The sequence below is a fragment of the Gordonia humi genome (assembly GCF_014197435.1).
Taxonomy (GTDB): domain Bacteria; phylum Actinomycetota; class Actinomycetes; order Mycobacteriales; family Mycobacteriaceae; genus Gordonia; species Gordonia humi.
In genome coordinates, this window is the sequence record NZ_JACIFP010000001.1 from 3,696,795 (window position 1) to 3,710,377 (window position 13,583).

Genomic DNA, 13,583 nt, shown 5'->3' on the forward strand with positions numbered 1-13,583 from the left:
GTTACCCCGATATCCTTATTCCGGCGGTCATTCCCCAGAACACGAGCGTCAAGATCAGATTCGCGAACACGATGGTGATGATCGAGAGCCGGATCGCGTGACCGGCGGCGATGCCGACGCCCTCCGGACCGCCCGACGCGAAGTACCCGTAATAGCACTGGATGAACGTCGTCAGCAGGACGAAGACGATCACTTTGACGAACGAGAACACCACATCGCGCGAGAGGATGAACGACTCGAAGTAGTGGTCGTAGGTGCCGGACCCCTGTCCGCTCTGCACCTGGAACATGATCTGGCAGGCGAGGTAGTTCGCGGCGAGCGAGATCGCGTACAGCGGGATGATCGAGAGCACTGCCGCCGCCATCCGGGTGGTGACCAGATACGGCAACGGTCGGATCGCGATGGACTCGAGCGCGTCGATCTCCTCGCTGATCCGCATCGAACCCAGCTGTGCGGTGAATCGGCACCCGGACTGCGCGGTGAACGCGGTCGCGGCGAGCAGCGGCGCGATCTCGCGAGTGGTCGCGAACGCCGACAGGCCACCGGTCACCGGGTCCATGCCGAGCAGGTGCAGAGCCGTGTATCCCTCGATGCCGACCGTGGCGCCGCCCATCACGCCGAGGATCACCATGACGCCCACCGTTCCGCCGCCGACGACGATGGCGCCGTTGCCCCAGGCGACGTCCGACAGCAGTCGCCACACCTCCTTGCGGTAGTGGCGGAAGGTGATCGGGGCCAGTCCGATGGACTTGACCAGGAAGGTGATGAGATGCCCCATCGCGACCAGCGCGTCGCGCGGCCCTTCGAGCGCCTTGCGGCCCCAGACGAGGGGTCTGAGCGCGGGCGGGGTGTACCGCGATGCCGTCATGTCACACCACCTTCGCCGGAACGACGAGGGCGAACACCTGGGTGAGCACGACATTCACCGTGAACAGCAGCAGCACGGAGTTGACGACGGCCGCGTTGACCGAGTTCGCGACTCCGGCAGGGCCGCCGCTGGTGTTGAGGCCGCGGTCGCAGGCGACGACGGCGACGATGGCACCGAAGATCACCGATTTCACGAGTGCGAAGATCAGGTCCGACGTGCCGGCGAACGATGCGAACGTCCCGGTGTAGCTGCCCGGGGTCCCGCCCTGCGCGTACACGTTGAAGACGTATCCGGTGATGAAGCCGACGAAGCACACGAAGCCGCAGAGCAGGATCGCCACGAGCATCGTCGCGAGCAGCCGCGGCGAGATGAGTCGCTGCACGGGGTTCACGCCCATCACCTTCATCGCGTCGATCTCGTCGCGGATGGTGCGCGACCCGAGGTCGGCGGCGATCGCCGAACCGACGGCACCCGCGAGCAGCAATGAGGTGACCAGCGGCGCTCCCTGCCGGATCACGCCGAGGCCCGTCGCCGCACCGGAGAACGACGTCGCACCGATCTGGCCGGCGATGTTCGACACCTGGATCGACACGATGACACCGATCGGGATGGCCACCAGGAGCGTCGGAAACACGGATGTGGACGCCATGAACGCACACTGGCGGACGAACTCCTTGAACGGGAAGCGTCGTTCGACTATGTCGGTGACGAGAACTTTGAAGACCTCGACGAACATCGCCAGCTGCCGTCCGAAGGTCTCGAACGATTTCGTGATGTGCTCGCGGAACCACGTACCGGCACCGCTTCGCGACCACCTCTCGCCGAGGCCGACGCGAGTCCCTACCGTCTCCGTGCTCACTCCCCTGCCTTCACATCGTGGACCCGCAGGTCGTCGATCGGGCGGACGATCATCCCCCGGGCTGCTTCCTGATCCTCACTGAGATTTCTCTGTGATTCGCCGATCCGTGGGTCGAAGCATACACATCCGAACGCATTTTTGTGTGTATGCGGTCACAGATACTCTGGCGGTGTCGTTTGTAGCATAGCGATACACGAACACACGAATCGTTACATCGCGGATCGGTGGTACAGCAAAGCGTCGGCAATCCCGAGACGGGAGTGCCGACGCCGTTGCCGCGGTCGTGCTAGCGAGTCATGTCAAGTAGCGGTATGCGGGCGATCCCGGTTCGAGACGTTCGACGTTGAGCCGCGAGCGTGACATACGGTCCTGCAGGCCGTCGAGTCCGGATCGATCACCGAGCTCGATGCCGACGAGAGCCTCGCCGGTGTCACGGTTGTTGCGCTTGACGTACTCGAAGAGGGTGATGTCGTCGTCCGGACCGAGGACCTCATCGAGGAAGCGACGGAGCGCGCCGGGCTCCTGCGGGAAGTTGACCAGGAAGTAGTGCTTGAGCCCGCGGTGCACCAGCGACCGTTCGATGATCTCGCCGTAGCGGGAGACGTCGTTGTTCCCGCCGGACACCAGAGACACGACACGCGCGTCGGCGGGCAGCGGCAGATCGGCGAGCGCGGTGGCCGCCAACGCTCCGGCGGGCTCGGCGATGATCCCCTCGTTCTGATAGAGCTCCAGCATCGTCGAGCAGATGGCGCCCTCGTCGACGTGCATGATGGTGACGCTGCCGGGCGCGAGGTCGACGTCGGCGAGATCGATCACCGGAACCGCGGGTGTCCGCGCGATGGCCGCCAGATCCGGGTGTGCGACCACTCGGGCACCGGCTGCGGCCATCACGGCGTGTCCGAGTCCGCCGATCCGCTGGACCGACGCGCCGTCGACGAATGGGTCGATCCGATCGAGCGTGTAGGGCTCACCGTAGATCAGCGATGCGGCCAACGACGCGGCTCCGGCCGGCTCTACCCCGACGATCGCGACGTCGGGAACCGCCGCTCGCAGGTAGGTCACGATGCCCGCCATGCATCCCGCACCGCCGACCGGCAGGACGACCACGTCGGGGTCGCCGTCGAGCTGGTCGACGATCTCCTTGCCGATGGTGCCCTGCCCCGATGCGGTGCGCGGATCGTCGAACGCGTGAATCCAGGTGGCCCCGGTGCGCAGCACGTCCGACTGCGCGGCCGACGCCGCGGCGTCGTAGGTGTCGCCGACGGCGATCAACTCGACGAAGCCCTTGCCGTGCCAGTCGATGCGGTCCCGCTTCTGCTTGGGTGTCGTCGTCGGGACGTAGATGCGTCCCCGCACCCCCATCGTGGCGCACGCGTACGCGACACCCTGCGCGTGGTTGCCCGCGCTCGCCGCGACGACGCCGGCGGCCAGCTCCTCGGCGGACAGCTGTGCCATCACGTTGTAGGCGCCGCGGATCTTGTACGACCGGACCGTCTGCAGGTCTTCGCGCTTGAGGTACACGTGTGCGCCGGTGTCCGCACTCAGGCGAGCGCAGGCCTCCAGCGGGGTCTTCGAGACGACGCCGTCGAGCCGCCGCGCGGCGTCGATAATGGAGTCGCGAGTCAGTCCTGGGACGGGATTCTCAACGGTCTTGGCTGCGACATGCGACGGCGTACTCACTCGCTCCATGTTTCCACTGCGATCGGCACCAGGCGAATCCGCCCCACCACACCGCCAGACTGACCGCGGCCGCGGCCCACGCGGCCATGACCGCGCTGCCGCCGAACGCCAGGATCCCGACCACCATCAGCATCCCCGCAGCGACCGCGGCCAACTTGTGCAGCGGCCATCGGACGCCCGCGACGTCGACCGTCGGCAGTTCCCGCGAGCCATGCTGGATGAGGGTGGTCATGCTGAACAGTGTAGCGCATCCGGACACATGTTTTCGGCTACCCGAAATTCATGGTGTCGGCGACCCCGAGAACAGGGCCCGGCGTCGGCGATCGCCTCACGCCCACTGTTCGGAGACGGCGACGATCTCGGCGGCGCCGGATGTGGCCGACAGGACGTGGTCGCGGACGCGATTCTGTACGTCGGAGGCCGCCTCCACGACGAACTCGACGGCGCAGGGTCCGTAGTCCACCGACCGGACCGTGGTGAACGCGTGCAGATCGGTGGCGATCCGTCCGGCGTCGTCGACCGGCACGCGGAGCCGGATCACGCTGGACGGCACGGCCTCCCGCAATGGGGCGACGTCGAGGACCGCGCTCGCGGCTCCCCCGTACGCACGGATCAGACCGCCCGCCCCGAGCTTGACTCCGCCGAACCAGCGGACCACGACCACGGCGGCGTTCACCACCTCGCGGCCGACGAGCGCCGCGAGGATCGGCGGTCCGGCGGTGCCCGCCGGTTCGCCGTCGTCGCTCGACCGCGTCTTCTGGTGCGGGCCCGAACCCAGCACGTACGCCCAGCAGACGTGATTCGCACCGGCCGCGTCGACCCGCTCGCGCAGCGCGACGACGTCGTCCTCGGACTCGACACGCGCCAGCGTCGCCACGAACCGCGATCGACGAATGATCGTGGTCTCTCCGACGTCTCCGACCGCCCCGTCCAGGACGAGCACCGATGTCGCCTACGCCAGGCAGCTCGGGCCCAACAGGGCCTTCAGATCGCCCATCAACGCCGACGACGGGTTCACTCGCAGCGCCTCGGTCAGCTTGAGCTGGGTCTCCCGACGGTCGCTCACCAGAGTCACGTGCACGTCGGACGTGCCCGGGTGACGGGTCAGGATCTGCTTCAAATCGCTGACGCGGTCGGGTGTGCAGCGGTTCGACGGCACCGTCAGCTTCACCGGTTTGGAGGCGCCGACCGCGGTCAGGTCGGGCACCGCGAGGTCGTTGGCGCTGATCATGATCGAGTCGTCGCGCTTGTTGACCCTGGCTCGCACCAGGACGATGTTGTCCTGCAACAGATCCATGCCGTACGCGGTGAAGGCGCGCGGGAAGAAGTAGACCTCGACGCCACCCACCATGTCTTCGATGGTGACCGCGGCCCAGGGTTCGCCCTTCTTGTTGACGCGCCGGGTGACCGACGAGATGATGCCGCCGATCGTGATCTGCGCGCCGTCGGAGATGTTGCCCTCCAGCAGGGCGGTGATGGACGTGTCGGTCTCCGCGGAGATGGCGTGCTCGACGCCGGCCAGGGGATGCCCGGACACGTACAGACCCAGCATGTCGCGTTCGAGAGCGAGCTTGTGCTTGTTGTCCCACTCCTCGTCGGGGATCTTCACCGCGAACACGTCGCCCACGTCGTCGACGTCGGCGCCGCCGAAGAGGTCGAACTGCCCCATCGCTTCGGCCTTCTTGGTGCTCATCACCGAGTCGACGGCGTCGGCGTGCACGAGGAACAGCCCCTTGCGCGGATGGTCCATCGAGTCGAATGCGCCCGCCTTGACCAGCGATTCGGTGACCTTCTTGGTACAGGCCACGACGTCGATCTTCCCCAGATAGTCGGAGAAGTCGCTGTAGGAGCCCTTCTCCGTGCGAGTGGAGATGATCGAGTCGACGACGCCCGAGCCGACGTTGCGGATCGCGGCGAGGCCGAAACGAATGTCCTCGCCCACCGCGGCGAAGTTCGGCAGGGACGCGTTGACGTCCGGGGGCAGCACCGTGATGCCCATCTTGCGGCAGTCCGCGAGGTAGATCGCGGCCTTGTCCTTGTCGTCGCCGACCGAGGTCAGCAGACCGGCCATGTACTCGGCTGGGTAGTTGGCCTTGAGGTACGCGGTCCAGAAGGAGACGAGCCCGTAGCCCGCGGCGTGCGACTTGTTGAACGCGTAGCCCGCGAACGGGAGGACGGTGTCCCAGAGCGCAGTGATCGCGCCTTGCGAGTATCCGTTGTCGCGCATCCCCTGCGCGAAGCCGTCGTAGGCCTCGTCGAGGATCTCCTTCTTCTTCTTGCCCATGGCGCGTCGCAGCAGATCGGCCTGGCCGAGCGAATAGCCCGCGACCTTCTGCGCGATCTGCATGATCTGCTCCTGGTAGACGATCAGACCGAACGTCTCGGCGAGGATGTCCTTGAGCGGCTCTTCGAGTTCGGGATGGATCGGCTTGATGTCCTGGAGCCCGTTCTTGCGCTTGGCGTAGTCGGTGTGCGCGTTCACACCCATCGGACCGGGCCGGTACAGCGCCAGGACGGCGACGATGTCCTCGAAACCGGTCGGCTGCATCATCTTCAGCAGTTCGCGCATGGCCGCGCCGTCGAGCTGGAACACGCCGAGGGTGTCGCCGCGTGCCAGGAGCTCATAGGTCTTGTCGTCTTCGAGCGGCAGCGTGTCGAGGTTCAGCTCGACGCCGCGGTTGGTCTTGATGTTCTCGATCGCGTCACCGATGACCGTCAGGTTCCGCAGACCCAGGAAGTCCATCTTCAGCAGGCCGATGGCCTCACACGACGGGTAGTCCCAGCCGGTGATGATCGCGCCGTCCTGGGCGCGCTTCCACACCGGGATCGCATCGGTCAGCGGCTCGGACGACATGATCACCGCGCACGCGTGCACACCCGCGTTACGGACCAGGCCCTCCAGCCCGAGCGCGGTGTCGTAGATCCGCTTGACGTCGGGGTCGGTCTCGATCAGCGTTCGGACCTCGGCCGCCTCCGAGTACCGCTCGTGCTCCGGATCGGTGATGCCCCACACCGGAATGTCCTTGGCCATGATGGGCGGCGGCAGCGCCTTGGTGATCCGGTCGGCGATCGCGAATCCAGGCTGACCGAACTGCACCCGGGCCGAGTCCTTCAACGCGGCTTTGGTCTTGATGGTGCCGAACGTGATGACCTGAGCCACCTTGTCATGGCCCCACTTCTCCGACGCGTAGGTGATCATCTCACCGCGACGACGGTCGTCGAAGTCGATGTCGATATCGGGCATCGACACACGCTCGGGGTTGAGGAACCGCTCGAACAGCAGACCATGCGGAATCGGATCGATGTTCGTGATGCCCATCGCGTACGCGACGAGCGAACCCGCCGCCGATCCGCGCCCGGGCCCCACCCGGATCCCGACCTCCAGCGCATGCGAGATGAGGTCGCCGACCACCAGGAAGTACGCCGGAAACCCCATCTGATTGATGACGTTCATCTCGTACTTCGCCCGGTCGACGTACTTCTCCGGCACGGCCTGGCCGGCGAAACGACGGTCCAGACCCGACATCACCTCGTGCTCGAGCCACGACTCCTGCGTGTAGCCCTCCGGCACCGGGAAGATCGGCATCCGGTCGTGGTGGGTGAACACGTCCTCGTACGACTGGACCCGTTCGGCGATCTCCAGCGTCGAATCGCAACCCCCCGGGACGACGTCGTCCCACAGCTCACGCATCTCCTGGGCCGACTTCAAGTAGTAACCGTCGCCGTCGAACTTGAACCGCGTCGGATCGGACAGCGTCTTACCGGTCTGGATGCACAGCAACGCCTCGTGCGCAGTCGAGTGCTCGCGCGTGACGTAGTGACAGTCGTTGGTCACCAGCGGTTTGATGCCGAGCTTGCGACCAACCTCGAGCAGCCCCGAACGGACCCGCTGCTCGATCTCGAGCCCGTGCTCCATCAACTCCATGTAGAAGTTCTCTTTGCCGAAGATGTCCTGCCACTTGGCCGCCGCGGCCAACGCCTCGTCGTCCTGGCCCAGACGCAGGCGGGTCTGCACCTCCCCCGACGGACACCCGGTCGTGGCGATGACGCCCTCCGCGTGCTGCGCGATGATCTCGGCGTCCATACGCGCCCACTTGCCCAACTGTCCCTCGATCGAGGCCAGCGACGACAGCTTGAACAGGTTCCGCAGACCGGTGGCGTTCTCGGCCACCATCGTCATATGGGTGTACGCACCCGAACCCGACACGTCGTCGGACTTCTGGTCCCGGCTGCCCCACAGCACCCGCTTGGTGTTGAAACGGGACTCCGGTGCGATGTACGCCTCGATGCCGATGATCGGCTTGATGTCGAACTTCTTCGCGGTGTTGTAGAAGTCCGACGAGCCGTACATGTTGCCGTGGTCGGTCATCCCGATCGCCGGCATCTCCAACCGCTTCGCCTCGGTGAACAGCGGCGACATCTTCGCGGCGCCGTCGAGCATCGAGAACTCGGTGTGATTGTGCAGATGAACAAACGACCCGGACACTGCGGCGGCTCCTCGCTCGGCGTTATCGATTGGACGGCTCTACCGTACGCGGTCGGTACGACAGGGGGTGGGACGCTCGCGCGTGCACTGCGGACAGTCTCCGGCGACGACGGATCACTCTCCCGACGGCGTGTCCGATGCGACGATCACACGTCGCGCAGGACGTCGATCGCCCGCTGCAGATCGTCCGGATAGTCGGTGGTGAACTGCACCCGGCGGCCGTCGGCGGGGTGCGCGAACGCCAACGAGCGGGCGTGCAGCCACTGGCGGTCCAGACCGAGGCGCGCGGCGAGCTTCGGGTCGGCGCCGTAGGTCGGATCGCCCGCGCACGGATGGTGCAGCGCGGAGAAGTGCACGCGGATCTGGTGGGTGCGACCGGTCTCGAGGTGCACGTCGAGCAGCGACGCCGCGGCGAACATCTCGAGGGTCTCGTAGTGGGTGGTCGACGGCTTGCCGTTGGAGGTCACGGCGAACCGCCAGTCCGAGCCCGGGTGACGGCCGATGGGCGCCTCGACGGTGCCGACCGGCGGATCCAGGTGTCCCTGCACGACGGCGTGATAGACCTTCTCGACGGTCCGATACTTGAACGCCCGTTTGAGCACCGTGTAGGCGTGCTCGGATGCGGCGACCACCATGACGCCGGAGGTGCCGACGTCGAGTCGGTGGACGATGCCCTGGCGTTCCTGGGCCCCGGAGGTGGAGATGCGGAAGCCCGCGGCGGCGAGCGCCCCGATGACCGTCGGACCGGTCCACCCCTGCGACGGGTGGGCCGCGACGCCCGGCGGCTTGTTCACCACGACGATGTCGGAGTCGTGGTAGATCACGTCGAGGTCCTCGACCGGGGTGGGCTCCACGGTGAGCGGACGCTCCGGCTCGGGCAGCGTCACGTCGAGCCAGGCGCCCGCGACGAGCTTGTGCGCCTTGTCGACGGCGCCGCCGTCGACGGTGATGTCACCGGCGTCCGCGAGGCCGGCCGCAACCGTCCGAGACAGCCCCAGGAGGCGTGCGACACCGGCGTCGACCCGCATGCCGTGCAGTCCGTCGGGCACGGGCATCGCTCGTGAATCACGCATCCTTGTGCTCCTCGTCCCGGGACCCGCCGTCCGTCGGCTCCGCGGGCAGGTTCCGCGCCGCCCACCCCGAGCGGCTGCCGTCGTAGTCGTACCCGAGCAGCGTCAGGACCACCAACAGGACGGCGCCGCAGACGACGGCGGAGTCGGCCACGTTGAAAGTCGGCCACCAACTGCCGACCTGGATGAAGTCGACGACGTGCCCGCGCAGCGGCCCGGGGGCCCGGAACAGTCGGTCGGTCAGATTGCCGATCGCACCGCCGAGAACCAGTCCGAGACCGATGACCCAGCCGATCGAGACGAGTTTGCTGCTGTACCGGACGATCCCGAGCACCACGATCAGCGCGATGAAGGTCAGGACCCAGGTGTATCCGGTCGCCATCGAGAACGCCGCGCCGCTGTTGCGGATCAGTTTGAACGTGAGGAAGTCACCGATGACGTGGGTCGGGTGATAGGGATCGAGCTTCGCGACGGCGAGCGTCTTGGTGAGCAGGTCCAGCAGGAAGGCGACCACTGCCACGAGGGCCAGCAGCGCCACGGTCCGGGCGGTGTTGTGCCCGGGCTCGGTTCGACTCATACGTCGATTGTCCACGATCGCCGCCGCGACCCCCGACGTAGCCCGGCCCACAGTGCCGCATGCCCTAGTCTCGTGGTCGTGAGTCTGTCGTCGCATGCACCCGCCGCACGTCCCGGTCCGTCGCCGCTGCCGCGGCGCGTGATCGCCTGCTTGTCGGCGATTCCGATCGGCGCCGTCCTCGCGCTGACCGGTTGTTCGTCCGACGGCGGCGACTCCGCAGACGCCGGTCCGTGCGCGGCGACGTCGAGTGTCGACACCGCGGGCCTGCGTCCGATTCCGATACCGCCGGCCGAGGTGACTGTCCTCGATCCGGGTGCAGGCTATCGAGAGGTGCCGACTCCTCGTCCCGACACCGGCAGCCCGCAGGAGGTGACCCTCACCACCGATTCACAGGAGTCGAGCATCACCCCCGCCGCAGACGGCGAACAGTCGGTGCAGAGCACCCAGGAGAAGCTGACCACGGCGGTCACCGCGCGAGTGGTGTGCGACGACCCGTCGAACCTGGAGTTCACGATCGGGACTCCGACCACGCCCGATGAGGCGCTGACCCCCGAACTCGACGCCATCGGCGGGTCGGCGGGCGGGATCACCGTCGCCGACGGACTGAATGTGCGATCGCTGCGGCTGATGCCGAAGCAGGAGTCGGGTTCACCCGCCCGCAGCGCGTTGGAGCAGTCGTTCTCCGGCGCCCTCGACCAGTCCGTCCCGCTGCCCACCGAACCGGTCGGTGTCGGCGCGCGCTGGCAGTCGGTGCGCACGATCTCGGCGGCGGCGACCATCAAGCGCACCACGACGGTGACTCTCGCCGAGCGCACCGGCGACATTCTGCAACTCGACGTCGCCGTCGACGAGACGCCCGTAGACTCGGTGTTCCGCATTCCCGGTTCGGCGCAGACGTTGACGATCGCCCGCTACTCGATGGCCGGATCCGGCCGCATCACCGTGGACCTGAAACGCATCCTGCCGGTCGGCGGGTCGCTGACCACCAAGGGTGCGCGCGAACTGGTCGGCGACGAGCACGGAGTCCCGCTCCTCCAGCAGAACCAGTACACGGTGACCTGGGAGTAGCCCCGGTGGTAAGAGACGAGCCGCGCACCGATGTCGGTGCGCGGCTCGTCTCGTACGGCGGGTGGTGTCAGCCGGCCTTCTTCTTCGACGTCGTCTCCGTCGCAGACGAGTCGGCGCACAGCTTGGACTTCACATCGTTGGCCTGCAGCAGCGGGCACACCGTCGACTTCGAGAGCTTCCAGCGTCCGTTGTCGAAGACGATGGCGGCGTCGATCTTGGTCGGCGGGTTGTCCGGGAGCTTGACCTCCACCTTGACCTTGGCCTTGTTCGGTCCGTTCTTGGTGACCGGCGGCTTGATCTTGTACGTCACGTCCGGGTTGTCCTTGACGGCCTTGACCAGCTGGTTGAACAGGGCGGGATCCACCTCGGAGCCCTCGACCAGATCGGTCTTGTCGGCGGCCTTGACCTTCGGGTCGAGCGCGGTGTCGAGCATCTCGTTCAGTGCCGCGACGTTCGGCACCTTCTTGGCGTCGGTCAGGGGGTCGGCGTCGGCAGCGGCCGAGCTGTCGGCGGCGGCACTCGTCGTCGAGCTGTCTGCGGTGGGGACCGGGGGCAGGTCGTTGCTGCCGTCGTCAGAACCGCACGCGGCGGTTGCGGCGACGGCGGCGGCCACCACGGCACCGGTCACGAAATTGCGAATCTTCACGGATCCATCCTCACGTCTGTTCGGTCACGGAAAGAACAGCCTCCTCCCCGCGGACTTCCACCACTATGCCAAACGGCCACCGGTGAGCGCATCCACACACGGCGTGTCGCACCCGTCACTTGAGCCACGCTCGTCGCGCATGACCTGCAGACATCCGGGTCGCAGAAGTGCGAGAATCAGCGTATGGGCACACGGCACGTTGTGATGATCACCACCGGCGGCACCGCCGCCTCGCAGACCACCGACGACGGCGCGGTCCCCGTTCTGTCGGCCACCGATCTGGTCCCGGACACCGCCGACGACGTCGTCGTCCGACCGCACGAACTGATGGCGGTCGACTCCTCGTCGATGTCCGTACGCCAGCAGTTCGACGTGGTCCGCGCCGTCCGCGAGGCGCTCACCGACCCCGATGTGTCCGGAGTGGTCGTGACACACGGGACCGACACGCTGGAGGAGACCGCGTTCCTGGCCGACGTGTTCGCCGCGGATCCGCGACCGGTGATCTTCACCGGGGCGCAGCGGCCGGCTGATCACCCGGCCGCCGACGGCCCGGCCAACATCGCCGACGCCGTCACGTTGGCGGCCGATCCGGCGACTCGCGGTCGCGGCGTCCTGGTCGCCCTGGGCGGTCCCGTCCTGCAGGCGCGTGGCGCGTTCAAGACCTCGACCACCGACCTGCGGGCGTTCGACACCGTGCACCCCCGCCTTCCACGTCCTCTCGTCTCGCGTGCGGTCCCCGGCGGCACGCCCGCCCGTGTCGATCTCCTCGCCCTGTATCCGGGTGTGTCGCCGGGCCTGATCGCCGCCGCCGTCGACCAGCGCGCCGCTGGAATCGTGTTGTCGGCCACCGGGTCCGGCAACACTCACCCGGACATCACCGCGCAGGTGAACCTCGCCGTGCAACGCGGCGTTCCCGTCGTCGTGTCCACGCGCGTGCCCTACGGCGAGGTGGAACCGACGTACGGCGGCGGCGGAGGCGGCGTCGACCTCCTCCGCGCCGGGGCGATCTTCTCGCCGTGGCTGCGCGCACCCCAGGCCCGCATGGCGCTGATCGCGCTGCTGACCGAGGGAGCCGACCGCGGTGAGGTCGCCGAATTCTTCACGGCGTCGTCGCCGAACTGAGGAGACGCCGGGGTCTGGCCGCCGATTCGCCTCACTCCACGACGTCAGCCAGCCGAGGCAACTGCTTGAGCGGATTGAGCCGTTCGATCTCGTACCGCTGATTCGAATCGAAGACACCGTCGAGTCCGGGTGCGGGATCTCCGCTTCCGGTGAAGGTCATCTGGCTGAACGGCCAGTCGGACCCGAACACGATGTGCGAGCGCGGCGCGACCGCGAGCACCGCGCGCATCGCAGGCTCGGAAGCGCTGAGGGCGGTGTCGTAGAAGAACGATCGGACCTGCTCCTGCACCCCGAGCAGGGACGGCCGGGGCGCGCCCTTCGGCCAGACGTCACCGACCGGCGTCTGCGCGAGGACTCCGATACGCCACGACAGGAACGGCAGCGTCCCGCCGGCATGCGCGAGCTGAAAGCGGATCCCCGGGTACCGCTGCACGGTGCCCGCCGCCATCATCATGGACGCCGCGCGCGTCGTATCGAACGTGAACTCTTCCAGGAAGTCCGGCAACGGCAGCGACGGCTTCGCGCTGTCGGGGATCGCCGCCGGATGGACGAACACGAACGCCTTCCTCTTGTTCAGTGCGGCCATCAGCGGTTCGAAGCGCGGATCGCCGAGATACACGCCGTCGTACGCGCTGAGTAGGACGACGCCGTCGAGGTGCAGCCGGTCGAGTGCATACTCGGCTTCAGCGATCGACGCGGCGACATCGGGCATCGGCAACACTGCGAAGGCACCGAACCTGCGACGGTGCGTACGGAACAGCTTGGCGGCGTAGGTGTTGCAGTACCGCGCGAGATCACGGGACTCCTTGCCCCGCAGGAACGACGTGCCCGGGTCGGACACCGACAACGCCTGCGCCTGAATCCCCCACCGATCCATGAAGTCGATCGCGGACTCCGGTGACCACTGCGGCGTCGGATAGCCGCCGATCGTGACGTGACCGTGCTCCAGGAGCGCCGACCGATACTCCGGCGGCAGGAAATGAGCGTGCAGGTCGATACGATAGCGCCCGGTCGTCTTCCCGGGAGCTGCGGACGAGCGACCCGCTGCCGGAGCGATGCCGGCCGCCACGGCTGCGCCGGCGGCCGCTCCCGCTCCCATCAACAGGGAACGGCGGCTCACTCCGGGCGTATTCGGAGGTGTCATCGTGGATTCCCGGGTCCCTTCGATTGCTCTCGGTCAGATGGTCGAGAGGAGGTCACGCCTGCT

At 67.2% G+C, this 13,583-nt stretch carries 12 protein-coding genes; 2 read left to right on the top strand and 10 right to left on the bottom strand.

Translation table 11 applies throughout. The annotated features are described in order from the left end of the window. Window position 1: 1 nt before the first annotated feature. The 8 genes from BKA16_RS16995 to lspA all read right to left on the bottom strand — a co-directional run bounded on the left by BKA16_RS16995 (window position 2) and on the right by lspA (window position 9,540). The gene (locus tag BKA16_RS16995; RefSeq protein WP_183371787.1) at window positions 2-868 is read right to left on the bottom strand and encodes an ABC transporter permease; all 867 of its coding nucleotides are present in this window, start codon (window positions 866-868) and stop codon (window positions 2-4) included. A 1-nt stretch (window position 869) separates the two neighbouring features. Beyond that, the gene (locus BKA16_RS17000) at window positions 870-1,727 is read right to left on the bottom strand and encodes an MlaE family ABC transporter permease (RefSeq protein WP_183371788.1); all 858 of its coding nucleotides are present in this window, start codon (window positions 1,725-1,727) and stop codon (window positions 870-872) included. A gap of 294 nt (window positions 1,728-2,021) precedes the next feature. After that, window positions 2,022-3,416, bottom strand: coding sequence for a threonine ammonia-lyase IlvA (gene ilvA, locus BKA16_RS17005; protein WP_183371789.1), 1,395 nt, complete (start codon window positions 3,414-3,416; stop codon window positions 2,022-2,024). After that, window positions 3,370-3,639: a hypothetical protein gene (locus tag BKA16_RS17010; RefSeq protein WP_183371790.1), complete on the bottom strand. Its 270-nt coding sequence runs from the start codon at window positions 3,637-3,639 to the stop codon at window positions 3,370-3,372. The genes ilvA and BKA16_RS17010 overlap by 47 nt, the downstream gene beginning before the upstream one ends. A 96-nt stretch (window positions 3,640-3,735) precedes the next feature. Continuing rightward, a complete protein-coding gene (locus BKA16_RS17015) occupies window positions 3,736-4,350 on the bottom strand; it encodes a YigZ family protein (protein WP_183371791.1) in 615 nt (204 codons plus the stop codon). A gap of 9 nt (window positions 4,351-4,359) precedes the next feature. After that, complete coding sequence (dnaE, locus tag BKA16_RS17020; RefSeq protein WP_183371792.1) at window positions 4,360-7,893, bottom strand: DNA polymerase III subunit alpha; 3,534 nt, start codon at window positions 7,891-7,893, stop codon at window positions 4,360-4,362. A gap of 146 nt (window positions 7,894-8,039) precedes the next feature. Further along, entirely contained in the window at window positions 8,040-8,966 is a 927-nt protein-coding gene (locus BKA16_RS17025) for an RluA family pseudouridine synthase (protein WP_183371793.1), read from the bottom strand. Further along, window positions 8,959-9,540 (bottom strand): signal peptidase II, encoded by a 582-nt coding sequence (gene lspA, locus BKA16_RS17030; RefSeq protein ID WP_183371794.1) that lies wholly within the window; start codon window positions 9,538-9,540, stop codon window positions 8,959-8,961. Before lspA ends, BKA16_RS17025 begins: the two co-directional genes overlap by 8 nt. Before the next feature lie 78 nt (window positions 9,541-9,618). Here lspA and BKA16_RS17035 point away from each other — a divergent pair, with 78 nt between their 5' ends. After that, window positions 9,619-10,608, top strand: a complete 990-nt coding sequence (locus BKA16_RS17035) for a hypothetical protein (RefSeq protein WP_183371795.1) — start codon at window positions 9,619-9,621, stop codon at window positions 10,606-10,608. A 67-nt stretch (window positions 10,609-10,675) separates the two neighbouring features. On the opposite strand, the gene BKA16_RS17040 is transcribed toward BKA16_RS17035, so the two are convergent. Continuing rightward, entirely contained in the window at window positions 10,676-11,254 is a 579-nt protein-coding gene (locus tag BKA16_RS17040) for a WKL family lipoprotein (RefSeq protein WP_183371796.1), read from the bottom strand. Window positions 11,255-11,437: 183 nt separating this feature from the next. Between BKA16_RS17040 and BKA16_RS17045 the strand changes: the two genes are divergently transcribed. After that, entirely contained in the window at window positions 11,438-12,376 is a 939-nt protein-coding gene (locus BKA16_RS17045; RefSeq protein ID WP_183371797.1) for an asparaginase, read from the top strand. Window positions 12,377-12,407: 31 nt separating this feature from the next. On the opposite strand, the gene BKA16_RS17050 is transcribed toward BKA16_RS17045, so the two are convergent. Next, complete coding sequence (locus BKA16_RS17050; protein WP_183371798.1) at window positions 12,408-13,520, bottom strand: amidohydrolase family protein; 1,113 nt, start codon at window positions 13,518-13,520, stop codon at window positions 12,408-12,410. Window positions 13,521-13,583 lie beyond the last annotated feature (63 nt).